At 30.9% G+C, this 26,052-nt stretch carries 22 protein-coding genes and 1 other RNA gene; 7 read left to right on the top strand and 16 right to left on the bottom strand.

Annotation, left to right across the window (positions count from 1 at the left end):
- Positions 1-132 precede the first annotated feature (132 nt).
- The 4 genes from HXZ74_RS07010 (at position 133) to HXZ74_RS06995 (ending at position 6,588) form a co-directional block, all read left to right on the top strand.
- Positions 133-1,395, top strand: a complete 1,263-nt coding sequence (locus HXZ74_RS07010; RefSeq protein WP_286474584.1) for an OmpA family protein — start codon at positions 133-135, stop codon at positions 1,393-1,395.
- A gap of 105 nt (positions 1,396-1,500) precedes the next feature.
- Positions 1,501-3,441 (top strand): polysaccharide biosynthesis protein, encoded by a 1,941-nt coding sequence (locus tag HXZ74_RS07005; RefSeq protein WP_280061903.1) that lies wholly within the window; start codon positions 1,501-1,503, stop codon positions 3,439-3,441.
- Positions 3,431-4,192: a polysaccharide biosynthesis/export family protein gene (locus HXZ74_RS07000; RefSeq protein ID WP_280061904.1), complete on the top strand. Its 762-nt coding sequence runs from the start codon at positions 3,431-3,433 to the stop codon at positions 4,190-4,192. The genes HXZ74_RS07005 and HXZ74_RS07000 overlap by 11 nt, the downstream gene beginning before the upstream one ends.
- 2 nt (positions 4,193-4,194) lie before the next feature.
- On the top strand, positions 4,195-6,588 hold the full coding sequence (locus tag HXZ74_RS06995) for a GumC family protein (RefSeq protein WP_286474582.1): 2,394 nt from the start codon (positions 4,195-4,197) through the stop codon (positions 6,586-6,588).
- 51 nt (positions 6,589-6,639) lie between these two features.
- On the opposite strand, the gene HXZ74_RS06990 is transcribed toward HXZ74_RS06995, so the two are convergent.
- Positions 6,640-7,413: a TrmH family RNA methyltransferase gene (locus HXZ74_RS06990; protein ID WP_115002246.1), complete on the bottom strand. Its 774-nt coding sequence runs from the start codon at positions 7,411-7,413 to the stop codon at positions 6,640-6,642.
- A gap of 154 nt (positions 7,414-7,567) precedes the next feature.
- Between HXZ74_RS06990 and HXZ74_RS06985 the strand changes: the two genes are divergently transcribed.
- Positions 7,568-8,860, top strand: coding sequence for a peptidase U32 family protein (locus HXZ74_RS06985; RefSeq protein ID WP_038336270.1), 1,293 nt, complete (start codon positions 7,568-7,570; stop codon positions 8,858-8,860).
- Between the two features lie 13 nt (positions 8,861-8,873).
- Positions 8,874-9,104, top strand: a complete 231-nt coding sequence (locus tag HXZ74_RS06980) for a ferredoxin (protein WP_038336269.1) — start codon at positions 8,874-8,876, stop codon at positions 9,102-9,104.
- 71 nt (positions 9,105-9,175) lie between these two features.
- Here the strand turns inward: HXZ74_RS06980 and HXZ74_RS06975 are convergent, their stop codons facing one another.
- Positions 9,176-9,877 (bottom strand): hypothetical protein, encoded by a 702-nt coding sequence (locus tag HXZ74_RS06975; RefSeq protein WP_280046197.1) that lies wholly within the window; start codon positions 9,875-9,877, stop codon positions 9,176-9,178.
- A 186-nt stretch (positions 9,878-10,063) separates the two neighbouring features.
- On the opposite strand from HXZ74_RS06975, the gene HXZ74_RS06970 reads away from it, so the two are divergent.
- Positions 10,064-10,903 carry an HAEPLYID family protein gene (locus tag HXZ74_RS06970; RefSeq protein WP_286474580.1) on the top strand — a complete coding sequence of 280 codons (840 nt, stop codon included), beginning with the start codon at positions 10,064-10,066 and terminating at the stop codon, positions 10,901-10,903.
- 137 nt (positions 10,904-11,040) lie between these two features.
- Here the strand turns inward: HXZ74_RS06970 and HXZ74_RS06965 are convergent, their stop codons facing one another.
- The 14 genes from HXZ74_RS06965 to ssrA all read right to left on the bottom strand — a co-directional run bounded on the left by HXZ74_RS06965 (position 11,041) and on the right by ssrA (position 25,912).
- Positions 11,041-14,235 carry a DEAD/DEAH box helicase family protein gene (locus tag HXZ74_RS06965; RefSeq protein WP_286474578.1) on the bottom strand — a complete coding sequence of 1,065 codons (3,195 nt, stop codon included), beginning with the start codon at positions 14,233-14,235 and terminating at the stop codon, positions 11,041-11,043.
- Between the two features lie 5 nt (positions 14,236-14,240).
- Positions 14,241-14,675, bottom strand: coding sequence for a hypothetical protein (locus tag HXZ74_RS06960; protein ID WP_286474575.1), 435 nt, complete (start codon positions 14,673-14,675; stop codon positions 14,241-14,243).
- Positions 14,676-14,680: 5 nt separating this feature from the next.
- Positions 14,681-15,121: a helix-turn-helix transcriptional regulator gene (locus HXZ74_RS06955; protein ID WP_286474573.1), complete on the bottom strand. Its 441-nt coding sequence runs from the start codon at positions 15,119-15,121 to the stop codon at positions 14,681-14,683.
- A gap of 1 nt (position 15,122) precedes the next feature.
- A complete protein-coding gene (locus tag HXZ74_RS06950; protein WP_286474569.1) occupies positions 15,123-15,650 on the bottom strand; it encodes a hypothetical protein in 528 nt (175 codons plus the stop codon).
- Between the two features lie 34 nt (positions 15,651-15,684).
- Entirely contained in the window at positions 15,685-17,001 is a 1,317-nt protein-coding gene (locus HXZ74_RS06945; RefSeq protein ID WP_286474685.1) for a DNA methyltransferase, read from the bottom strand.
- Positions 17,002-17,061: 60 nt separating this feature from the next.
- Positions 17,062-18,642, bottom strand: coding sequence for a site-specific DNA-methyltransferase (locus HXZ74_RS06940; RefSeq protein WP_286474567.1), 1,581 nt, complete (start codon positions 18,640-18,642; stop codon positions 17,062-17,064).
- A gap of 2 nt (positions 18,643-18,644) precedes the next feature.
- Positions 18,645-21,482, bottom strand: coding sequence for an SNF2-related protein (locus tag HXZ74_RS06935; RefSeq protein ID WP_286474564.1), 2,838 nt, complete (start codon positions 21,480-21,482; stop codon positions 18,645-18,647).
- A 6-nt stretch (positions 21,483-21,488) separates the two neighbouring features.
- Positions 21,489-22,001: a hypothetical protein gene (locus HXZ74_RS06930; protein WP_286474561.1), complete on the bottom strand. Its 513-nt coding sequence runs from the start codon at positions 21,999-22,001 to the stop codon at positions 21,489-21,491.
- On the bottom strand, positions 21,985-22,641 hold the full coding sequence (locus HXZ74_RS06925; RefSeq protein WP_286474559.1) for a hypothetical protein: 657 nt from the start codon (positions 22,639-22,641) through the stop codon (positions 21,985-21,987). The genes HXZ74_RS06930 and HXZ74_RS06925 overlap by 17 nt, the downstream gene beginning before the upstream one ends.
- A 449-nt stretch (positions 22,642-23,090) precedes the next feature.
- Positions 23,091-23,366 carry a helix-turn-helix domain-containing protein gene (locus tag HXZ74_RS06920; RefSeq protein WP_286474557.1) on the bottom strand — a complete coding sequence of 92 codons (276 nt, stop codon included), beginning with the start codon at positions 23,364-23,366 and terminating at the stop codon, positions 23,091-23,093.
- Between the two features lie 59 nt (positions 23,367-23,425).
- On the bottom strand, positions 23,426-24,136 hold the full coding sequence (locus tag HXZ74_RS06915) for a hypothetical protein (protein WP_286474554.1): 711 nt from the start codon (positions 24,134-24,136) through the stop codon (positions 23,426-23,428).
- Positions 24,133-24,489, bottom strand: coding sequence for a tyrosine-type recombinase/integrase (locus tag HXZ74_RS06910; protein ID WP_286474550.1), 357 nt, complete (start codon positions 24,487-24,489; stop codon positions 24,133-24,135). Before HXZ74_RS06910 ends, HXZ74_RS06915 begins: the two co-directional genes overlap by 4 nt.
- Positions 24,428-25,366, bottom strand: coding sequence for a phage integrase SAM-like domain-containing protein (locus HXZ74_RS06905; protein ID WP_286474548.1), 939 nt, complete (start codon positions 25,364-25,366; stop codon positions 24,428-24,430). Before HXZ74_RS06905 ends, HXZ74_RS06910 begins: the two co-directional genes overlap by 62 nt.
- A 148-nt stretch (positions 25,367-25,514) precedes the next feature.
- Positions 25,515-25,912, bottom strand: a transfer-messenger RNA (tmRNA) gene (gene ssrA, locus HXZ74_RS06900).
- Positions 25,913-26,052 lie beyond the last annotated feature (140 nt).

Genomic DNA, 26,052 nt, shown 5'->3' with positions numbered 1-26,052 from the left:
GAATATTTTTTAAACAAGTTAAAATAATCATAAAGACATAATCATGACTTTCGTTAGTTATAGTGTTTTTTAACAGTTTTTGATTGATTCGTTTTTAAGTATTTATATAAATTTGCAATTAAATATATCCTCATGAAAAAGATTTCATACCTATTAAGTGTAATTGGATTAGGAATTTTTGCTCACGCGCAAGAAACTACTGAAACAATTAACAACGATTACAACAAATGGTCTATCGAGGCCAATGGAGGTGCTGTAAAAGCAAGAAAAGCATTCGCTCCAGGTTATTATTCAGAAACACCAAGTTTTTTCCATGCTGATTTTGGTGTACGTTATATGTTCAACCCTAAATTTGGTTTAAAATTAGACGGTGGATATGATCGTATCAAAGAAGGTGAAGATGTAGCTCGTTTCCGATCTAATTATTACCGTGTAGATTTACAAGGGGTTGCAAACTTAGGACGTATCATGAATTTTGAAACATGGACAAATAGAATTGGATTATTAGCTCATGGTGGTGCAGGTTACTCTTGGATGAATAATGATGCGACAAAAGGTGCTGATGGTAAAGTTTTCGACGACAATGATAACATGGTAAATGTTATGGTTGGTTTAACACCACAATTAAGATTAACTGATCGTGTTGTTTTAACAGGAGATGTTTCTTATGTAAGAAATATTCGTCAAAATGTAACATTTGATGGAACTGCTAACACTTCAGGTTCTGGATTTGGAGGTGAAATTTGGAATGCTACCTTAGGTTTAACTTTCTACTTAGGTAAAAACCAAAAACATGCTGACTGGGTTTACGAACCAACTCGTTCTGACTTAGAAGATCGTATTTCTAACATCGAACAAATGTTAAAAGATACTGATGGTGATGGTGTTGCTGATTACTTAGATCAAGAGCCAGATTCAGCTCCAGGCGCTGTTGTTGACACTCACGGTGTTACAATTGACCACAATGGAAACGGAATTCCAGATAATATTGAAGAATACATTAAACAAAATGCAGGAGGAAATACAACTATCGTTAATGATGCTGATTTCTTAGAGCAAATGATTAACTCTGGTATTATCAATGTTTACTTTGATTACAATTCTGATAAACCATACCAACAATCTGTAGGAGGGATCAAATTTGTATCTGAGTACTTAAAAGCTAAACCAAATGCTCAAATTGAGATTTTAGGTTACGCTGATCCAGTAGGAGGTGATGCTTTCAATAAAGATTTATCTCGTAGAAGAGCAGAAAATGTAAAAGCTATTTTAGTTAGTCAAGGAGCAAGTGCTTCTCAATTAACTACAGTTGGTGAAGGTAAAGATAATGAGTTCAAAAACTCTCAAGTTTCTTCTCATCAATTAGCAAGAAGAGTTGTTTTCAGAGTAAAATAATTTTTCTTTATTTAATATATTAATCAGGGGTAGATTTTTCCAGTTTTCGGAGTCTCTATTCCTGATTTTTTTATTATCTTTATCACCACTTAAATTACTAAAATATTGAATCCTTTTAACCAACACTTTAATGCTCCTAGATGGGTAGTATTAGTGCTAGACATACTTATAGTTTTCTTTAGCTATGTAATAACCAATTTTATACTTAATAGCTTTCTAAATTCTTTTAGCTTAGAAAAATTATTATTTAAATTACCATTTGTTGTAGCAGTTTATACTATATGTTTTTTGTATTTTAAAACATATAAAGGAATTGTAAAAAAAACTGGACTAAAAGATGCCGAAAATGTTTTTGTTTCCAATACAACTGCTTTTCTGATTCTTTTCTTCATCTCTTTTATCTATAGACAATTTATTGAATCTACTATTTCAGAAAACACTATTACTTCATATGTTTTCAGAATGTCTTACTCTGTTATTTTTGTTCATTTATTCATTTCAACCGTAGTAATGGTTATTGCTAGATTATATTACAAATGGATTTATGATTATTTTTTCTCTAAAAATAAAGCTCAACAAAAAATATTGATTTATGGTGCGGGAGATTCAGGATTAATTACTCGAGATATTTTACAAAATGATACTCAGTTTAATTATAAAGTTGTAGGTTTTATTGATAACAAACCTTCTAAAATTGGAACATTTATAGATGGTGTAAAAATTTATTCTATAAATGATATTGATGATAAATTCATTGAACGAAATGATATTTCAGAAATTATTATTTCTATTCAAAATATTAAAACGAATCAATTATTAAATCTATCCAAATCATTAGAAGATTTGAATGTAAATATAAAAATAATTCCGCCTATTTCTAATTGGATTGATGGAACATATAAACCTGCTCAAATCAAACAATTAAAAATTGAAGATTTATTAGGTCGTGAATCTATCAAACTTAAAAACCCAATCATTAACGAAAATGTACAAGATAAGGTAATTCTTGTTACAGGAGCCGCAGGGTCTATCGGAAGTGAAATTTCAAGACAACTTGCAATGATGGATTTTGCTCAACTAATTTTAATTGATCAAGCAGAATCAGCTCTTTACGATGTTCAGCAATCTTTGAAAAATGAAATTTCTGAAGAAAAACAAAATAGAATAGATTATATCGTTTCGAGTGTCAGAGATCGAAAAAGGATGTTAAGCCTTTTTGATAAATATCATCCGCAAATTATTTTTCATGCAGCTGCATATAAACATGTTCCGTTGATGGAAAAATTTCCTTATGAGGCGATCAACACAAATATTTATGGAACAAAAATAATTGCTGATTTAGCAAATGAATTTGGTGCTGAAAAGTTTGTAATGGTTTCTACTGATAAAGCTGTAAATCCTACAAACGTGATGGGCGCAACTAAACGAGTTGCCGAAATTTATGTAAATTGTACAAATGAAATTTCTAAAACTAATTATATTGTCACACGATTTGGTAATGTGTTAGGATCTAATGGATCTGTAATACCTTTATTCAAGCGTCAATTGGAAAACGGAGGTCCATTAACTGTAACTCATCCTGATATTACACGTTTTTTTATGACAATACCAGAAGCGTGTCAGTTAGTACTTGAAGCAGCAATAATGGGAAAAGGTGGCGAGATTTTTGTATTTGATATGGGCGAGTCTATGAAGATTATTGATCTTGCTAAAAGGATGATTAGACTTAGTGGATTTAAATATCCTGAAGAAATTGATATAAAAATTGTAGGTTTACGTCCAGGTGAAAAAATTTATGAAGAATTATTAGCCAATGATGAAAATACAGTTAAAACACATCATGAAAAAATAATGATTGCTAAAGTAAATACTTCAAAATGTCAAGATAATAAAAAGTTGATTGAAGAGTTATGCTCAATGTCTTCAACTATAGAAAAACATGAACAAGTCATGCATTTAGTAGCTAAAATAAAAGAGATAGTACCAGAATTTAAATCTCAAAACTCTGAATTTGAAAAACTTGATAACTTAATTTATGAAAAATAAAATTTTTAATCTCCTAATTGTAATAGTTATTCTCACAATTTCATCTTGTGCGTCAAAAAAGGAATTAGTTTATTTAAGTGGAGACCAACAGTCTACTACAAATTTCGAACAGTATATCCCTAAAATTCAATCTTCTGACATATTAGCTATTAGTGTTAGTGCTGCTGATATCAAAGCAACAGAACCTTTTAATCAACAAAGTATTTATCAAGTAAATTCTGGAATGCAAAATAATCCTTATGCAAAAGTTTATACTGTTGATGAAAATGGGTATATCAACTATCCTTTAATAGGTAATGTAAAAGTTGGAGGATTAACTAGAACAGAAGCTGAAAACGAATTAAAATCTAAGATATCAAAGTACATTGTAAATCCTGGTGTTAATATAAATTTCACAAATTTCAGAATCACTGTTTTAGGTGAAGTTGTTAGACCTGGTAATTTTACAATTCCAAATGAAAGAGTAAGTATTCTTGATGCATTAGGAATGGCAGGAGATTTAACAATTAATGGTGTAAGAAAAAATATTATGGTTATCCGTGAACAAAATGGACAAAAACAAACCTATAATGTCGATTTAACATCTAAAGAAATACTAAACTCCCCTGTTTACTATTTAGCACAAAATGATGTTGTTTATGTAGAACCAAATAATGCAAAAATTTCATCATCTAAATTTACACCAAACTATTCTTTATGGATATCTGTTGCTGGTGTTATAATATCTGTAATTGCTGTTATTTCTAAATAAAAATGAGTAAAAATAAAAACAAAGTAGAAGACCAATACTTCGATGAGTCTGAAGAAACTATTAATATCAGGCAAATTTTAGAGCAATATTTATACTATTGGAAATGGTTTGTTTTTGGAGTCATTATTTCTTTAATTATAGCCTTTTTATATGTTAAATATACACAAAAACAATATCAAGTTTCAGCTAAAATATTATTGAACGAAAAAGAATCTTCAACAGGAGAATTAGCTGGTTTAATGGATCAAGCTATGCTTGGAGGTGGTTCTGGAGGAAGCGCAGAAGTTGGTGATCAAATTGATGTACTAAAGTCTAGAAGATTATTAACTAAAGTAATTCAAAAAAATAACTTTAATATACAATATTTTAGCGTAGGTCGAGTTGCAGAAATTCAATTACAACAAGAAAAATCTCCCATAAAATTCATTTTATTAAATGAAAACGATAAAGCCAATGAAAGCTTAGACAATAATAGTTTTATTGTAAGTATATTATCGAACACTAAATTTAAACTTGAAAATAAAAAAACAAGTGTTATAAAGGAATATTCTTTTGGACAAAAGATTACAGAAGACTTTGGAAGTTTTATAATTAGTCCAAATGGAAGCTTAGGAAAACATATTGGTTTTGAATATCAAATTAATTTAAATTCTATTGATAGAATTGTTAATGCATATCAAAACTCATTGAGTATTTCTCCAAATACTGAGAAGAGTTCAAAAATTATTAATTTTTCTTTGGTTGGTCCTGTTCCAGATATATCTAAGAAGTTAATAAATGATCTTATTACAACTTATAATAAAGATTTAGTAAGTGATAATCATAAATTAACAGAAGCTACCTCTAAATTTATTGATGATCGCCTACAAATTGTTACAAACGATTTACGTGGAGTTGATAAAAATCTTGAACGTTATAAAGTTCAAAATAATATTACAGATGTTACTTCAGAAGCAAATATCTTTTTAGAAAGTGCCGCAGATAACGAAAAGAAACTTTTAGAATCATCTACTCAACTACAATTAGTTGATTATATGAACTCTGCTCTAAATTCTTCTAAGACTGATTTACTTCCTTCTAATATTGGGTTAGAAGATAAATCTATCTCAGCAGAAATATCTTCGTACAATGAATTAGTTCTTGCAAAAGAAGATATGTTAAAGTCTGTAACAAAAGATCATCCTAATGCGATCAAATTACAAGAACAAATTAATGATTTAAAGAGAAATCTTAAAAATAGTTTGAGATTATATAGAAATAACACTCAAACAATGTTAAATTCTGTTCAATCTAAACAAAATCAAATTACGAGCAGAATTCAAAAAGTACCAAGTCAAGAACGTGGTTTTAGAGATATTTCTCGTCAACAGCAAATTGTTGAAGCTTTATATTTATTCTTATTACAAAAACGTGAAGAGAACGAAATAAAAGCAGCTGCTACACCAGAGAATATAAAAGTTATTGACTATGCTTATGACTCTAAAGTTCCTGTCTCTCCTAAGAAAAGTATTATACTATTAGGGGCTTTAATTCTAGGATTAGTTATTCCTTTTATATGTATTTATATATATAAATTATTAAATAACAATGTAAACTCTAAGGAGGATGTTGAAGATGCAGTTGGAGCTCCAATTGCTGGACAAGTTCCTAAAAGTGATATTTCTATTATCGAGCAAAATGATAATTCTAGTGTTGCTGAAGCTTTTAGAATTCTTAGAACAAACATGAATTTTTTACTTAAAAATTCAACAGATCCTCAGTCTATCTATATAACTTCTACTACAAGCGGAGAAGGTAAAACATTTATATCAACTAATTTAGCTCAAATATTAACAATGTCAGGTAAATCTGTTTTATTAATTGGAGCAGATATTAGAAGTCCTAAAGTTTTAGATTATTTAGGAATTACTGATCAATACAGACACAAATATGGTGTTACAGAATATTTGATTTCAAATGATATTAATATTAGTGATATCATCATCAAAAATCCTGCTGATTATAAATTTGATGTTATTTATTCTGGACAGGTAGCTCCAAATCCTTCAGAGCTATTGATGAACGGACGTTTTGATGATATTGTCAAATATGGAAAAGCAAACTATGATTATGTATTAATAGATACTGCCCCTGTTAGTTTAGTTACTGATACTTTATTAATTTCTGACAGTGCAGATATTACAATGTACGTTGTTCGTGCTAATTATTTGGACAAACGAATGCTGGCTATTCCTAAAGAATTATATCAAGATAACCGTCTTAAAAATATGGCAATGGTTGTTAACGATGTTGACTTTACAAAAGGATACGGATATGGATACGGATATGGGTACGGATATGGTGAAAATCATAATAAAGGAAACTCTTTCTTTAGTAAACTATTCGGTAAAAAATAAAAATAAAAGCCACTTCGAAAGAAGTGGCTTTTATTTTTATTATAATCTATCTTATTGTCTTTGCCTCACAGCTTCGTAAACACAAATCGCTGCTGCGTTACTCACATTTAGCGAATCTACAAAACCTAACATCGGAATTTTAATCAACGAATCTGAATGATCAGCCCAAAAATCAGAAAGCCCTGTTGCTTCTGTTCCTAAAATAATGGCAGATGATTTTGTAAAATCAGTTTCGTATAAATTTTTCGTTTCATCTCTCAAAAATGTGGAAACAACTTGAATTGAATGAGATTTTAAAAACTCTAAAACAGCCTCTTTACTCGCCGATGCAATTTGATTAGTAAACAATGTTCCAACCGAAGAACGAATCACATTCGGATTGAAAAAATCAACTGTTTCATCACAAACAATTACAGCATCTACTTTTGCTCCATCTCCTGTTCGTAAAACTGCACCAAGATTTCCAGGCTTTTCTACCGCTTCCAAAACAACAACCAATGCATTTTCTGGCAATTGTAAATCTGTCAATGTCGAAGATTTCGTTTTATAGACACCAATAATTCCACCTGTCGATTTTCTATACGCAAGCTTCTCAAAAACTTGTTTGGTAATTGTAAATACTTTTACTTGTCCAAAATCTATTGATTTGTTATAAATATCTTCGCAAATATAAATTTCAACCGCTTCGTAACAACCTTTTACAGCTAATTCATTTTCTTGTGTTCCTTCCACAATAAATAAACCTTGATTTTTACGTTCTCTTGATTTTTCTTGCAATTTCAGCAAGTTTTTAATCCTTGGATTTTGAAGACTTTCTATTAACATTTTGCAAAATTAATTCTTTTTCAGTCAAAAAAATATAGAATTTTCATTTAACATTTTTTATCAGTTAAAAAACTCATTTTCAATCATATTTAATTTATATTCAGTATAAACTTATATTTTTTGTACCTTTGCACCTTAAAATCAGAATTTTCGTATGACCAAAGATGGAAAAATGGAGTTGATGGCTCCTGCTGGGAATTTCGAATCGTTACAAGCGGCTTTAGATAATGGAGCTGATTCTGTATATTTCGGAGTTGAGCAGTTGAATATGCGTGCGAGAGCATCAATAAACTTTACAATGGACGATTTACCAGAAATCGTAAAACGTTGTGAGGAAAAAGGTGTGCGTTCTTACCTTACTTTAAATACAATTATATACGATCACGATTTATCTTTAATCAAAAACTTATTGGACAGAGCAAAAGAAGCTAATATTACGGCTGTTATTGCGATGGATCAATCGGTTATTGCCTATGCAAGACAAATTGGGATTGAGATTCATATTTCGACACAAATTAACGTTACGAATATCGAAACAGTAAAATTCTATGCAATGTTTGCTGATACAATGGTATTGTCGCGTGAATTGAGTTTGAAACAAGTGAAAAAGATTTGTGAACAAATTATTAAAGATGATGTTCGTGGACCAAGTGGAAATTTAGTTGAAATCGAAATTTTCGGTCATGGAGCATTGTGTATGGCTGTTTCAGGTAAATGTTACTTGAGCTTACATTCTCACAATTCTTCTGCAAATCGTGGAGCTTGTAAACAAAACTGTCGTAAAAAATATACCGTAATCGACCAAGAATCTGGTTTCGAAATCGAATTAGATAACGAATACATGATGTCGCCAAAAGACCTTTGTACAATGGAATTTTTGGATGAAGTGGTTGATGCAGGTGTAAAAGTATTGAAAATTGAAGGTCGCGGACGTGCTCCAGAATACGTTGCAACTGTGATTCGTGCTTATAGAGAAGCGATTGATTCTATTGCGGATAAAACATATTCGAAAGAAAAAGTGGATTACTGGATGGGATTATTGCAAACTGTTTATAATCGTGGTTTTTGGTCTGGATATTATTTAGGTCAAAAATTAGGAGAATGGTCTGCTGTTCCAGGTTCTATGGCAACTCAGAAAAAAGTTTACATCGGAAAAGGAGTTCATTTCTTCCCAAAACCAAGCATTGGTCAATTTGTAATTGATGCGTATGATTTGAAAGTTGGTGATTTGATTTTAGTAACAGGACCAACAACTGGAGCCAAAGAAATGGTGGTTACAGAAATGATGGTGGAAGATGTAAAATCTGATACAGCTAAAAAAGGTGATTCGATTACAATTCCGATGGAATTTAGAATTCGTCCTTCTGATAAATTATACAAATTAGTAAAAGTAGAAGAGCCAGGAACACAACAAAATAGTGTTGAAGAAGGCGCTTATTCTCATTAAAAAATAGTTATCAATGGTCATTATTACGTTACAACGCGATAAATGCATCGGATGCAACTATTGTTATGAGTTAGCACCAGAACGATTCAGAATGTCAAAAAAAGATGGTAAATCTGTTTTATTAAAAGCGATTGATAAAAAAGGTTTCCATACGTTGAAAGATCCTGATCATTCTATCGCAGATAATTGCGAACGTGCTGCCAAAGCTTGCCCTGTAAATATTATTACAGTAAAAGAAATATAGATTAAAACATTAGCTATATAAAAAGTCCATCAAAATTTTGATGGACTTTTGCTTTATGTAAAAAATAAATCTTAATTCATTTTTCCTTCCTTTTCCAATCTCTCTAATGCTTTTTCGTGAGCAGATTTTACATCATTTTTGATCTTTTTATCTTGGGTAGATTTTCTAATCTTTTCTGCGTGATAAGCCAAATCATCCAAAGTCATTTTATAACTCACATAAAACCCGCGATTATATCTTGAATACGAAGCTAATCCCCAACCAGCAATTAATTGATTCTTAATTTTTTTGGTTTGATATTCGTTCAAATAACGTTGAAGTTTTGGAGAAATTTCTTCTTTCGCAATTGATTTTACAGAACCATTCATTCGGCTAAACCAATATTTATTATCCAATTTTATATATGATTTTGCACCTAAAATGCTTTTAAAAGCAAGATCTCCAAGCAGTAAAACCTTCTCAAATTCAGATTTTTCATTGGTCATATAATCCCAATACATTTCAGAAGTCATTCCAACCATTGGACTTTTATCTATTGTTGCTTCATACAAATCTTTACCATTTTGATAAGCTGCTGCAACATTTTTAAATTCGATTCCAAAATCATCACAAGCCTTCTGATAACCTGTAAAAGAACCCGAATATTTCTCGAAATTATCTATAAAAACTCTATAAATACAATAATGTGAAATATCAATCAAAACTTTTTTAGAATCATCTAAAAAACCGTTTATCAACTGTATCGGAAAGTTATAATATTCGTAGGAACTCATAATTGTTTGATTGTCTTAAATGTGGTGTTAATTCATCGACTAAGATAAGATAGTTTTTATTATTCTTAAAATGATAAGTATCAAAAAACTTCAAAATTTAATAGGTTAGATTTTTAAAGGGGTAAAACTTCAATTCCTAATTTCTTCCTAAATCTTCTTTGTCCTTTGTCTCAAAATAATAAACAAATGAAATTTTTCTTAACAATAATTACAAGCACTTTCTTAACAATTACTACGATAGCTCAGACGAAAAATGATTCAATTATCACCATTCAACCTCAACAAAAAACATTAAAACCTAAAGTTGAACATGCAGAACCTCTCTATACAGATTTGATGCGTGATTTGGGCGCACGAAAAGGAGAAGCTGAGATAAATGTAGGATTTGGAGTTACCTCGAAAAAAGGATATAATGAATATAATGGTTTTATTGAGTATGAATGGGCTGTTGCAGATCGTTTGGGATTGGAGGTTGAAGTACCTTTTTCTTTTAATCACAAAAGCGATAATAACGATGGCTCTATTTATGTTCCGAACAATAAAATTGAAGGTTTAAAATTAGCAACTCAATATACTTTTTTGGTAAATGAAAAAGGAAAAATATCTTTGGCTGTGGCTTATGTTCATGAATTTGAGTTTAATAATTTTAAAGAATTAAGACATCAAGGTTCTGTATTTACCGGTATGAAAATGAATCCTGTTTTTATTGGAGCAAAGAATTTTAAAAATTTCAACACGTTAATCTATATAGGTCCTGTTTTTGAACATCATTATAAAGAGCAAAAAGTAGATGTTGGAGCAACTATAAACGCAAGTATGATGTATGTTTTACCAAATTCGAAAAACTTTATTGGACTTGAAAATAATATGGATATTGATCGCGATGGATTTCATTATACTTTAAGACCTCAAATTAGATTGGCTATTCAACACAATTTAATGATTGGTTTGGTTACTGGAGTTCCTATCACCAAACATACCGGAACCAACCTTGATGTGATGACACGTATTATTTGGGAACCTTAGTTTTCTTAATAAAAAAACCTCCTTTAAAATTTTTAAAGAAGGTTTGTGGAGCTGGCGGGACTTTCAACAACTTTCTATTTTAAATAAATTATACAGTTAAATTTAAAAAAACGGATGATTTAACGGATGAAAATAGCTTAATTAACTAAAATCTCACCAATATATCTGCCAACATTCTCCTTTTGAAAATATACGTGGTTCTTGTTAAAATCCTCAATACTTAAAGTGTCCTTCCAATTCACATCTAAATATGATGTATTGGAAACTATATAGGAATCCAACTCAATATTCGCTTTTTGAACTTGCGGTTGAATCTTATCTTTTAGTACTTTATAGAATTGAATTTTTGGATCATTTATTCCTTTTGAATTACGTATTCCTTTAGGATCAATGAACTTAATGATTTGTTTATCACCTTCAACAATCCATACTATAAAATCCGGATAGAAATTATTACCATCTGTAAAGAAACCTAAGCCTTTTTTGCTTTGATTTCTAAGAACATGTATATCCTTACCTTCTAAAGAAGCTGGTTTTGTTCCAACATATGTAATAAGGTCATCTAAAAATTGTTTTTCCGAAGCATCTAAAGGAATTGGACTTACTTGCAATTTCTCCTTATAACCTTTTCCTACATATACTAACGGCTTGTACAAGTGTAATAGATTATCAAATGCATCTATCTCAGATCCAATTTGAACATTTGTAAATGCAGGTTCTACTACATCCAGTTTTAATTGCTCTATCTTGTTTTGATAATCTTCAATTTCTTCCTCTGTATTCAACCTAAAGTCATATTCTAAAACAAAGTTATCATCTGATCCTGTTAATTGAATTGCTTCTACGTGGTCTGAGCTAAACTCATTTTTATAGAATAAATAAAACTGCTCAATGTATTTTTTCAGCAATGTTATGACTAATTCTTGCCAAATGAATGTATTTGAAAACTGTGAGAAATTGACTTTATGCTCTGGTATTAATAATTTATACCAAGACACTTGATGCATAATATCTTGTAATTGCTCTAACTCAATTTTCAAATTATGATATCCTTTATCAGCTTTAAAATTATGAAGTTCTAAATAAACAGAATTCCAATTGATTATCGAAAGATGGGAATCATTCAAAATCGCTTCATTCTTAGTGATTGCAACTCCAGAGTTATTCTTCTCCAACACATCAATTTTAGGATACCAATCTAATTCAACCAACTTCCCATTAAAAATTGAAGCATTATAGATTAAAGGCACAATTACTTTTTGTTTAAAATTTTCAGAATCTTTAACCGCAATCAGTTTTAATTTGTTTTGCTGAACAATCTCCTTTTGAATCGTCGGTACTTTAATCGTTATCCAAGATGAATCATTAATTGGTAGACCTTCTTCTTCCAGAAACTCCTTGAACTTCTCCATATAATCAGCTTTTACACCAAAAATCTGAAGCGTTTCTAAGTGTCTTAGATATTTTTTTAAGATTTTGATATTATTAGGCTTTTGGTATTCATCTAATCCTGTAGAACGTTTTAAGGAAAAATTATATCCTTTTAAACGAACTCCACGTCCGAATAATTGAATAATTTGTGAACCTTCACTTTTCCCTACATTCATCAATCCCATAGACGAAACACGCCAAGACGACCAACCTTCTGAGAATTTTTTAGAACCGATTAATAAATTTATTGATGATGATTCTTCATTAATCATTTTAAATAAAGAATCGGAAAAATCACGTTCAGTACCCAAAACTTTATTGTTAATGGCTAAATCATGTAATTTCTTTTCATCTCCTACATTAATAACTCCAAAATAATCATTATCACCAACACGTAGCCCTAGCTCTCCATCAGCGCCTTTTAAATTATCTAAATATAAATTGGCGCCAATCGTGGTATTATTAAATACCAATTCGTTGATTAAATTGAAAACCGTATTGGCATCTAACTTTTGCTCATTGATATAAGTAAACGAATGTTCAAAAATTGAATAGCCTTTACTGTTTACTAAACCAGCTTTATTATTGATTACAGTATCTATATTTTGAATCGAAACAGATGGGTTCTTTAAGAAATCTGTCAAGAAATAGATGATTTCTAAAACATCTGAAACTTCTTTACCTCCTTCTTTACGAACCGCATTTACTTTACCTCCTACAAAGATCCACAAAGGTTTATGTAATAAAAAATCCCTTAACTCACTTTTCTTTTCTTTATATAACAATTGTTGCTGAAAGAAAGAAACTAAATTTGCAGTAAGATATAATTGCTGATAGTCAGTATTATCTTCTTTTAAATTCAGAATACGATAATCTTTACCATAACCATCTTCATAAAAGTATTTGTACGAATAATCGAATAGAATACTCTTTGCATATTCTTGTGTAAACTCCGTTTTTTTTGCTCCAGAAGCAGCATTAATTGCTTGACCAAATGTTGCGGAATATTCAAAAGCAAAACCTGTTAAACTCAATTGATCACGAAAACGCTTCCAAGAATCACCAGACATTCCACCATGACCTTCGTCAATCAACACTAAATTGTCTGTTTCGAAACTTTCAACGGCTACGGTTTTATCACCGCTATTTTCAGCTAATTTAGTAATTTCAAGAATTTCAACTTGCTTACCAGAGAACATTCCAGAATCATTTTTAGAAAAATTATTAGCGCGTATATCTGATAATTTGAATTCCTCTAAGTGTTGTTTTGTTAATCCTTCGTTTGGCGTTATTAACAACACTTTATTTTGGTGATGCTGGTTGTAATGATTCGCATAATGCAAATATTGCTTGATGTTGATGTGCATCAACAAGGTTTTTCCGGAACCTGTTGCATTCCAAAATGCCAGCTTATTTAAGCTTTCTAAAGTAAAAGGTTGCGCTACAAAAGTATCTTTACCTTTTTTCTTACCCACCTTCGCTTCTGCTTGTTTCAAATTAAATTCATTTACAAATTCATTTAAATCAGCCAAAAGTTTTACTTTATTCTGAAAGTACTTATCCAAATACACTTCGGTAAATAAAAGCGATAGATATTGGAAGTATTTCCAAGTAATCAGTTCGCTTCTCTTTTCAGAAATTTGTTTCGTATATCTTACAATATTCTCATCATACGTTTGCAACATCGTAGCTGTCAGGTACTCCGAGTTGTACATATGACTAATCAACGACTGCAAATATTTTGTATTTCCTTCTTCGGTATAACCTTCGTTGGAAGAAAGTTTGAGATCGGTAAAAATTTCTACACCATTTTTACCTATAATTTTTTTCCCAATGCTATCAATCCCGAAAAGAGATAGCATATATTTATTGAGTACCAGTTTTTCGTGGAAGTTTGCCATATCTTTTAATATTCAATATGAACATCTTCTGTAAACATTTTATCTACATTTACTAAACCAATGATAAACTTATTAAATTCTGTATTCTTTGTATTTGCAAATAATACTCCACGAGCAGTTCCCATAGTAATCATAGCCAAATGCTTTGTCAAACTACAAGGCAATACAACACCATCAGCTTGTACTAATTTTTCTTGAAACTTTTGAGGCTCTATCTCAAAATAACAAGCAATTTCTAATTTAATTAATGGTTGATTTTGTTTGTGCAATACAAATTCCATAGATACTACAACAATTCTGCTTTCAGCATCTATTCCAAAACCAAAACCAATTTGTTGTTGGATAGGTTCTTCTAAAACCAATGTTTCTTCGAAAACCGAAAATTGATTTTCTTCTACCTTAACAATTTTAAACGGTATCGGTAATTCTTTTTTATTCATATCAATTAAGCTGTTAAGGATTCATACTTATGCTCATAAACCCTATCATCGCTCATTGTAATTGCAGGCTTTAAGGATTTGATTGTGTTTAAAATTGCATAATCTTCTGAAAAAGAAACTTTCACATCTTCTCTTTTATTTGTTGAAGATTTTGTAACCACATCAATCAATTCTACACCTAAAACTTCCCCAAGTAACACCAAAGTTTCTAAAGTAAAATTTTCGTTTCCTTTTACCCATTTGTTTACTTGTTGTGGCTTTACCCCTATTTTTTCAGCTAATTCTTTTTGTTTCCAGTTTAACTCGTCTAAACGAACTAAAATAGTTAGGGCTATTCTTTTAGAAAGTCTTGTATATTTTCTACGCTCAGAGCGAGCTTTTGTTCTTTCAACTGTCTTTGTTTCTGCGTTTGAAACTAAAGTCAAAAATTTTTCTTTGTTGGTCATTTTAATTTTCATTTAAAAATTCAAAAAATGAGTCGTCGTCAAAAATCCCATTTTCATTAAGATAGGCTTTTACGTTTTCTAACTTTTGTAATTCGAAACTTGTGTGTGTTCGATCTTCCATCAAATGGTGCAATGGTAATTTTATTGCTCCACCTGTTATTACAAAAGTATCATCGTCTATTCTAACAGCGTAAATTCTAAGGTAGTCTTCTCTACCTTTTTGTAAAGACAAAACTTTTAGTTGATATTCTTGGTTATGTAATGGCTTGAAAAATTGTGATAGTGTCTTGTCTGATGTTTCGGTAATTTCTAATAACGTATCCTCGATAGCATAGGCGTCCTCTATAATATCTTCTGCAATATCCTTTATATTTTTTCCTTTCGGAATATCAGCTATATTCTCCTTTAAAAAATCATAAATATATGCAGCATCGTCCCACAAATCCATCAAACGATCGTATTCATTATACGTCTCATTTTGATAGTGAAGTGCGAACAATCTGTTTGCAAATATATTAACTATTTCCATAAAATCAACTTATAAGTTTATTTTTAGTAAAACTTTACAATTCCGAAATATTAAACATTTGCTTAAAGAAGGTTTCTTCTATCAATTTTACTTTGAATGTATCTTCACCTGTTCGCATATTATCAAAATGGTGATCACCATTGATGTAGATTTGGTCGAACTCTGAAGAGCGTACGCTATCATATATTTTACGGAAACGCTTCTCCGTTTCTTCGTTGGATGTGGTTTCTAGATTACGCCAAATGATTAAGGTTTTTACACCTTCTCTCGTTTTACCTTCTACAAATTTGATGTCGCCTACTCGTTGTATACGCTCTACATATAAACCTATTAAATAATTGAAGGTTTCTACCAAATCTACTTTTGTTGGAACCAACTCGTTGTTTTCAGTTACTTTTAGTTGATAGTTGAATGGATTCCGGAACATCTGAATATTAAACAAATGATCTTGTGTTTCTACATCCAACATATAGTTTAAAAGATACTCTTCTTGCGCTTCCTCTGAAAATTGGAATAAACCATCTTGCACCTTTGAAGCTATGAACAGATTATTTAATGCATCTTCGTAGCTTTCTAGTACTTGGTATTTGAATAGTTGAGAGATACCCTCTTTGTCTTGTGGCTGACCGTTTTTCCAATTGTCAGTGTAAATCACTTTCTGAATGCGTGGTTTGGTAACAGTATTAAAATACGTACCCATTTCTACCAAAATATATTTGCGATTACCACCATCTTCACGATTGAGTTTAATGGTTGCGTGACCTGTTGTTCCTGAACCTGAAAAGTAATCTAAGTACATAGAGCTGGGATTATCAGAAATGGAATCTAAAGAATCTTTTACTGCATAAATACTTTTTGGAAATGAAAAATCTCGACTTCCCATTCCAAAAATATCATTTAACAATTCTGTACCATGCGTGCTACTATCCATTAGATTTCCAACCCAAACAGATTTCCTCATTTTAGCTTTCCCATCTTGATGATAATGAATATGATACTTTCCTTTAATTATTTTAGCCCAAACTGTATCATTAGCCTCAATCTCTACCCTATCTCTACCGTAATACCACCTCCTCTGTATGCCATCATCATCTATTGGATAAATAACAATAGTATTCTGATTATCATGTATTGGTATTTCTTCATCAACATCTAAAGACCTATGAACAGAAACTATTCTTAATGTTTCTTTGTCTACCTCAATTCCATAAAATTGCTTTGGAACGTCTGTACGTAATGAGTCTGTTCCTGTTCTTCTGAGGTTACGTCTGATATCATCTGAAATTTCTCTTTTCTTAGTAATCAAATCTTTGCCTTCGGGTATAGCCCACAAACCATATTCATGAGTGATTGCGAAATTACTTTTTACCCTGCCCCTATGATTATATTCAATAATAGTTGGTCTAATAGTTTAATTACTATAAGTAGCTTTCAATATTAGAGATAAGTTATCGACCTCGCATTCATCTATTGTTGTACATGTTATTGCATTTTCACTTAATAAAGATTTCGCTAAAGAAACTCTATTCTCTATCAATGAACACCAAGAAGAATCCTTGAATTCATTTTTATATACTATTTCAGTTGCGTTTGTGTTATATGGCGGGTCAATATAAATACCATTTATTTTGTCTTGATACTTCTCCTGCATCAAATTCAACGCTTGGAAATTTTCTGAATTGATTAATAAACCGTTGGTTTCTTCGTCCAAATTGTCAAACTCAGCTAATAATCTATCTTTGAATTCTTCAGGGAAAAACTTGGTATCTACAACTAAGAAGGGTTCGTTTTTTAGCGCTTCGACTCCGCTCAGCGTGAAACTAAATAATTCTTTCCATTCCGTAAGCTGTGTTTCATTGGAAGCTATTTCAGGATAATATTTCGCTGGGATACGGTCTAAGGTAATACAGTAGTTGGTACTGATGACAAACTTTTTCTTTAGCCATAATTTCTTTTGGAAATTTTCGATTTGTGCTAAGAAGTTGATGATCTTTGATGCTACCAATTTCAAGGCTTTTATCTTCGATAACTGCGCTGTGAAATAGACAGGATTTTCTGTATTGATATCGTCAATGTATAAGACTTCGTTTTTGATGTAGAAGTCCAGCTCACGCGATAAAAAACCACCTAAATCTTTATGAATAAAGTAATCAAAACTGTTGCGCGAAATAAAATCATTAAGATGCTTTTCTACCAACGTACGATTTTTGTTTTTCTCCGTGGGCGCTTTATCAAAAGCTAATACAAACTCAGCAGGAATATTATTTTGAATAATATCTAAAGCTTGTTTTGCTAGTTCGTCTTGCTTGACCGTTTTCTTATGTTGTTCGTAGGTAAAATTGATAAATAATTCACCGTCTACTACTTCAAACGGTTGCTCCTCAAATATTGCAAAACGACGTTCCGAATCACCTTGCGTTTTGTTATTGTTTTGCTCGGTAGAAGCTTCTTTAAGTTGGAAATATACTTTTTTACCATCACTTAATTTAAAGGCATAATTCTTTAAATATTCAGATGTTTTGATGTAATATTGGTCGTGGTTAGCCCAATGCAATTTCACTTCTTCACCTTCATAAGGAATAGCATACACATCTTTCTTGTATCGACGTAAGGAAATAAAATCACCGTCTTTGTAATAACGTTTGAAAAAACTTGCCAAATGCGAAAACACTTCTTGTTCTAAAGCATTGGTATCAATTGTATTTTCTAATTGGGCTTTTAGTGCTAGATATTTTGGTGCTGATTCACGAGCAACGCCAGCATCATCCAAAGATTTTCCCATTTGATCTAAGTCTGCTTGTATACTTGCAGAATCTTTGGATTGGGTTTGTGATAAGATATCTTTGATGTCTTTGGGTAATTTACGATCAACAAAGTCCATTACTTGATCGCGTTTTTGATTCATAATGCGGTAGATTCCAAAATCTAAATCCGCCTTATCCATCTCAAAAATTTCCTTTAAAACTTCTTGTAATTTTATGTAATTGCTCATACTTATATCAACTCAAAAGAAATGGTAAACACTTCTTCTTCTTTTATTGTTCTGTTTAATTTGCTTTTTGCTTCTTCAATCATTTGATCGCGTTCTTGTTCAATTTCTTCCTCACGGTCAAACATTTGTCTTTTCAGACGAGAAACTTTCTTTTTGGCTTTCGCTAATTGCTCTTGTAAAGCTAAAGCTTCGGAACCAGACAAACCATCTTGCATCGCTTGTTTGTCGATTTCTTTTTCTTGTTTCTTGGCTTCTCGTAATTCAACTTCTGTTTCTACAATTTTATCGTCCGCCCAATTATGAAACTTCTTAAATTCACGTTGCATTAATGCAGCATCGGTATCGTTAAGATAATTAAGGCGCTCAGTTTTTATTTTCAAATGAATTTCATCAATATTTTCTAAATTCCCTTTGAAACTATCCTGCACTGTAGAATTGAGCGCTAAAATATAGCGACAAATATCGTCATTTAAAACTTCGCTTGCATCAGTTATTCCTGAAAAAAGTAATACCGAATGAGATTCTATTTCTGAGATTACCTCCAAATTGCTTATTCTAATTATCCCAGATTTAGCCTTTAAATTTTCAACTTCTGAATGTGTAGCTTTAGCATCACTCCAATTAAATGAAAGATGCCCTAAAGGAGTATTTTCATTTTTACCTTGAAGAATTATTTTTTGAGCAACAGCACCATTGATTAAAAAACGCTTAGCGTCTTCTCTTTTTTTATTTAAGGTAAATTTATCTTCATTCTCAAGTATAAAGGTATAATCCTCATCTATAAAACGAGCCTTGTTTTGTAAGTAGAATTTGGTTAATTCCCACAACCATTTTTCAAATTTTTCAATAAAGACTATCGTTTCCGAATAAGTCGTACGAAGTTTATCTATTACACTGGCTTCAAAATGATCAAACAATTTAGATTGTGTCTCTTTAACTTTCTCGTTAATCTGATCTTCAAATTCACTTTGCAATTGATTAAAATAGGTTTCAATTTCTTCTTTTGTACGGCATTGTTTATAAATTTCTATAATGCGTTTTTCAAAATCAACCCCATTTTCAATAGTTCCTAAAACTTCATCTGAAGAACCAAACACCCCTTCAAATAGCCTGAATTTTTGCTCTAATAGTTCGTAAACCCTTACTTCTACAGCATTAGCAACATTAATAAAATTAACGACCACAACATCATATTCTTGCCCATAACGATGGCAACGCCCAATACGCTGTTCCACTCTTTGCGGATTCCAAGGTAAATCGTAATTTACAATCATACTACAAAACTGTAGGTTAATCCCTTCTGCAGCAGCTTCCGTAGCAATCATGATATCGTAATCATCACTTTTAAAAGCGTCAACTAACGCCTGACGAATATCAACAGCTTTTGATCCTGTTATTTTACCCGCATTTTTGTCGTCTGCAAGCCAATTTCGATAAATTTGATTAGAAATTAGATCTGAATTATTTCCATTAAAAATTAGGATTTTATCTGCATATTTTTCTTTTGACAAACGCTCCAGTAAATATTGTTGAGTTCTGGTAGACTCTGTAAATATTAATGCCTTTTGTTGAGCTCCTAATTCTTTCAATTTAGAAAAACCATTATCTAAAGCGATTAATAATTTTTCTCCTTTCTCATTATGTTGAATGCTATTTGATAGTATTAAGAATTCTTCCAATTGCCTAATTTCCTCTTCAATAGCGATCTTATCATCTAATGTGATTTCTGTAAAATCATCTTCTTCTATAATTTCTCCTTCATCAAATTCATCATCCAGATTCTCATATTCTTCTAAGAACATTTCGTACAAATCATCTTCTACTACTTTAGAATTTTCGAGTAGCATTTTTAATCTTTTTATTAAAGATTCGAGTGTTCTACTAATTGCAAATGATGAGGAACCTAATAATTTAAAAATTACAGATTGCATCAAATGTTTTTGAGCTGGAGGAAATGCATAAGTTCGCTCTTGCCTTAGATAGTCTAAGACCTTTTCATAGAGTTCTTGTTCTTCTTTAGTTGGTGTAAATTGTTGCGTAATAGGTATACGCTCTCTGTAATTAATAAACTCTTTGACATCCCTGCGTAATGTACGATGTACAATAGAGTTAAGACGTTCTTTTAATCCTTCAATATCTCTATTTCCAGAATCTAAAATATAATTGCGTCTAAAGCTTTTGATATCCCCAAATATTTCAGGATCAATAAAAGAAACTAAACCATACAATTCATCTAATCTGTTCTGAAGAGGTGTTGCTGTTAACAATACTTTTTTATAATCGCGAATTGCATTTTGTATCGTTTGTGCAGTTACATTTCCGTACTTATAGGCATTTCTTAAATAATGCGCTTCATCCAACACAACTAAATCCCAAGATGTTAACTGTATTTCTTCTGCGCGTTTTCTTGCAAATTGATAACTACAAATTTTGATTGTCGTTCCATTATCAAATGGGTTTTTAATTCCAGATTTTGTTTTTTTGTTGTAAGAAATATTATCTAATACTTCCGCTTTTAAATAGAATTTATCTTCTAATTCATTTGACCATTGCTTTCGTAATGAAGATGGACATATAATAAGTATTTTTCTTTTCCCTTCAGCCCATTTTTGACTTAATAAAATTCCTGTCTCTATGGTTTTACCTAATCCTACTTCATCCGCTAGTATAGCTCCTTTAGAATAAGGTGATTTGAAAGCAAACAAAGCTGCCTCCACTTGGTGTGGATTCAATTCTACTTTAGCATCCATTAATGTAGCTCCAAACTTCTCTGGGCTATCAGAAGAAGCTTTTTTAGATAATTCGTATGCGTAATATTTAGCTTGGTATTGATTAATCATATCATTTTAACAATATTGTATTATGTAAAAATATAAAAAACCACATCTTAATTGATGTGGTTTTTCATTTTCTGATATCCAGGCTAGAAATTTCTGATTAATTTTTATTTTAAATGCTTTTTGTTTCACTGAAAGTTTCCGCTTAGACTTTCTGTCCAAATAAAATTGATATTCATAATCGTTAATAATATTGATCTCTCTCAAATAATGGACAACATCTATATTAAGACTCTTAGTTAAATCTTTCTTTAATTTGGAAGCTGAAGTAAATATTTTATTACTAATGGGTATATCCATAAATCTAGTGATGCAGAAGTTTCCTACAACCATTGTCTTTGGTTGATCGACGTGCTTAATCACACAGATATTCCGGATAGGAAATTTTCCACAGCAGCAGCCTATATTTCCAGTATCATCACAATAGAAGTCAAATGGAAACCATTCTTTTTTTGCATCTAACCAACTATCAGAATTACTTTCTCTCGTGATAGCTTCGAATAATTTAAAATTTTCTGCCATCCTCAAATAGTTTTAAATTATTTCTCTTCAAAAGAAACTCGATATTTCCATCCTTCTTTAAATAATCAAGATACGCATTTTGATTTCTGATTATTGCCACATTAGTTTGTTTTGAGAATAAATTTTCTTCTTCTCCATCATAATCGTGAAGATGGAGATTATCGTAAGTATGTTTTAGAACTAATTTTAGCTCCTCCGGATCTCCTTTTAATCCAACATGTAAATGGTTGAATCCGCTAGAATCTTCTTCTATCACATAAAATATATCAAATTCGGAACGAATAAATAAATCCTTTACAATGTAATCATAATAGTTTCTGTCATAGTCATCTTTAAAATTAATACCCAATTCTATGTTGTATTGACTAACGTCTTCTGGAACCGTTAATGTCGATATAACTCTCCTAACCTTCTTTTCCATCCTCTGGTTAAACCCCTCCTCATTGGATTTAACCTTTCTCTTACGTTGAAAATATTCGTGAATGTAATCGTAATTAATTTGCCATGTTTCCCTCCCTTCAATTACCTTTTTCTTTACTATGTTAATATCTCCTGATATACTTCCTAGTTGTCTCATTATTGTTCTATAAGACATATTTATGATGTTTGTTCTTTGATAGAACTCTATTGTTTTCCACATAATTTTACATTTAAACTTTATGAGCCCCATGCTCATTTTATAATAAATAGTCCCTTATGTCAGTTTGAACAATAAAATTTTAAAAAAGTTTTAAAACACTGAAACCCAATATCCATAACCTGTTTTATATGTTCAATTCACATTACATAATGTATATTCTTATGTCACATCAGATTCAACTTTTAAAAAATACACTTCATCTATGATTAAGCACCAGCTTTACAATCGAATAATAAATTGAAACACAGCTTCCAAAATGACACATGATCATTGGGATACGTTACATATAGGCAATACTAAATGCTGCCTAAGTGTATACGAAAGCCTTATTTTTCAATATTTAAAAAAAATTTAGAAATTTTATTGAGCGACCTGCTCGATTTTTAATGAGTTACATAGGCACCCCATATTTTAGCGGATACGTAGGTACCCCTCCCATAGGGAGGGTGTTATCTACTTTTACCTTTCTTTTGAAGGATTAGAGAATTCTTTAAATCGAAAAGAGTAAAACGTACTGCTCGACCGATTTTAGAATATGGAATTAAATTATTTCTCTTATAGTTATCTAGGGTAGAAACTGAGATACCAAACATTGATGCCGCCTGTTCTTTTGTTAAATAAATATCTTTTTCTTTTAATTCATTTCTTTCTTTAGCAAGTTCTTTAGTAACTTGATCTTTTACCATTTGGTGAACGAAAGCCTCGTTAATAATTGCGTTGTGCATAGTTTTAAATTTTATACTCCAAAACTACCCTGTATAAAAATTAGGGATTCCCTAATTCGTCAATCCTTAATTATTTTTGCACCAATTTTATTTAGAATTTCCTCAACATCATTACAACTCTTAGCGGATTTCAGTGGATTATTTTTAGAAACATTATTTTTCACCATACCATTTAATGCAGACTGTATTGTCGTCACATTCTCTCCTGTAATTAAACTAATTACTCTAGCCTTCGCATTGGTTGATGTAACTAACTCGTTAACATTATCAAAGTGATCAAGGATGCCAAGTTTGTACAATGCAATTATTTTTTTAGCGACAGATTCAAACTTTAGATCATCAACATTAAAAATGTTTGGATCATTAACCTCCGCATTCATACGATCTAAATTTTGCTCCAAATATTGAAGCTTTTTATATTGTTGGAGTTTTACATCGCCCACAATTTTCGAATCTATAAATTCAAAAAAATGATCTTTTAAATTAATCGTATGATAAGATCCTCTTTCATAATATAATCGATCAAGAATTTTTTCTTTTTCTAACTGAAGCAAATTTTTAGCTTCGTATAGATCAAGAGCATTTAACTTCTTATTTATAATTAACTCGAAGGATTCAAACTTATTGAAGAACCAATCAATACTTTCTTCCTCCCCTGCTTTAGTTAATTTTACAAAAAGCTCTGTATAATCAACTGGATCTTTAAAGTCCTCTTCTATTGATATTTCTAATAATACATCAAAAACATCCCAATATTCTAAAAATTTCATTCGTTTGTAATTTTAATTTCTACGTCTTTTAAAACCATCTCCAGCAGTTTTGATTCTTGTGTTTTACTCATCTTTATGTAGCCCTTAACCGTTTTCTCTTGCTTGTGTCCAGTTGCTAGCATTATAACATCCAAAGGAACTCCTTTAGAATAATAAATTGTGACAAAAGTACGTCTTGCTGTATGAGATGAAATTCGATCCATTCTCTTAATATTTTCATTATTTACCAATGGACGCTCTAACAAACTACATTTTTTAGCTATATCCTGAAGCTTTTTATTGAACTTTTGATTAGAATATCGAATAGGCCAACCTAAAGGATATTTTTCTAAAATTAATTTCAGATTTTTCATCAATGGAAACTGAATTGATACGTTGGTTTTTTCTTGAATTAAATTTTAGTGAATAATCATCCACAACATAGTTTGAGGTTATCTTATTAAGGTCAGAGAACCTTTGACCAGTTATAACAAGCGATAAGAATTGATCCCTCACTAATGCAAGTGAACTATCATAATTTAGATCTAAATTTATAATTTCATTTAATTCGTCTTCTGTTAGTGCTATCTGGTAAGACTCCTCATCTTTAGTTAAGAATGATTTTGCTTTATAGTACTGATGAACCACATGTTCTAAATCTTCTGCAAATCTTAATATTGTTCTAATATATTTTAATCGACGATAGATAGTTGTCCCAGCATATTCTAGTTCAAAAAGATAGTCTACAAACCCGTTTCTCATATTAACATCGAATTTATCTAAGGTGATTATTTCGTTGTTACGTAATTGATAATTAATGATATTATTCTTTGCTAGGTTAATAGTTTTAATTGAAGAATCTGCTAAATACTTTTGAGTTCTAATATACAAGTCAAATGCCTCCGCAACTGTTTTAATTTTTGCTTTAGATTCAATTTTACCACCATCGAAGAAATGATTTTTAAATTTCAATTTAAACTCTTGCTTTAATGGTGATCTTCCTAAATCATTATCAAGAGACAAGTATACGTCTGTAGCAGCTGATTTCATTTTTTCTAAATGTGAATTAATTTCTATACCAATTCTATTATAACCAGAATCTTTCACCTTCATTTTTGATGGATTCCAATTCTTCGGAAGAATTTTCTTTTTAGAGCTTATTCTAATTTGTTGCGAATCCCATCTCACTACCATTTCTATTGTCGTTTCTAAGTTTGAAGATGGTTTTGCTAATACGAAAGTTATATTCATGATACTAAGCGTTTCTATAAAATTACAAAAACGGATGGAAAAACGGATGAAAAATTTAATAGTTGTTAATAGAAGAAATTTTATAAAATAAAAAAACCTCCTAAAAATAGAAGGTTTAGATACGATACATAATAAGTAACATTTAAAGTTGTGGAGCTGGCGGGATTCGAACCCGCGTCCAAACAAGCAACAAATAAGCTTTCTACATGCTTAGTTTATTATTAATTTTCGACGATATCCTGAGAATAAACACTCTGTCAACCGCTTATCATCTAAAATCTCGAAACCTATCCGATGCACTAAGGTTTCTATTCTTACTTTCCCGTGTCCCTGTATCAAACGCCGTAAGTCAAGGCTTTTGAGGGACATTCAGCTTCTATACCTAGTATAGACGTGGCGTATTCTTACTAAAATTCAGAATTATGCAGCTAAAGCGTACTCTTCGTTGCCAGTTAAAAAGTTGAAGTGCCTGATTAAAGTGAGTACACAACCTATCACTGCATGCTTACTTACCCATTGGCCCTGCTGTCAAAACCAGTCAGCCCCATAAAGTAAATTGTCAATAAATAATTGACGGATGCCAAATGTACAAATTTTATACCAAATAGAATTAACTTTTTCTAAACATAATTATTGAACAAATTTGAATAAATTAGAGAAAATTCAATTCACAAAAATTTTAATAA

Source organism: Empedobacter sp. R750 (assembly GCF_030324345.1).
In the GTDB taxonomy this organism is placed as follows: Bacteria; Bacteroidota; Bacteroidia; order Flavobacteriales; family Weeksellaceae; genus Empedobacter; species Empedobacter falsenii_C.
This window is presented reverse-complemented; position numbering and strand designations above follow the sequence as displayed.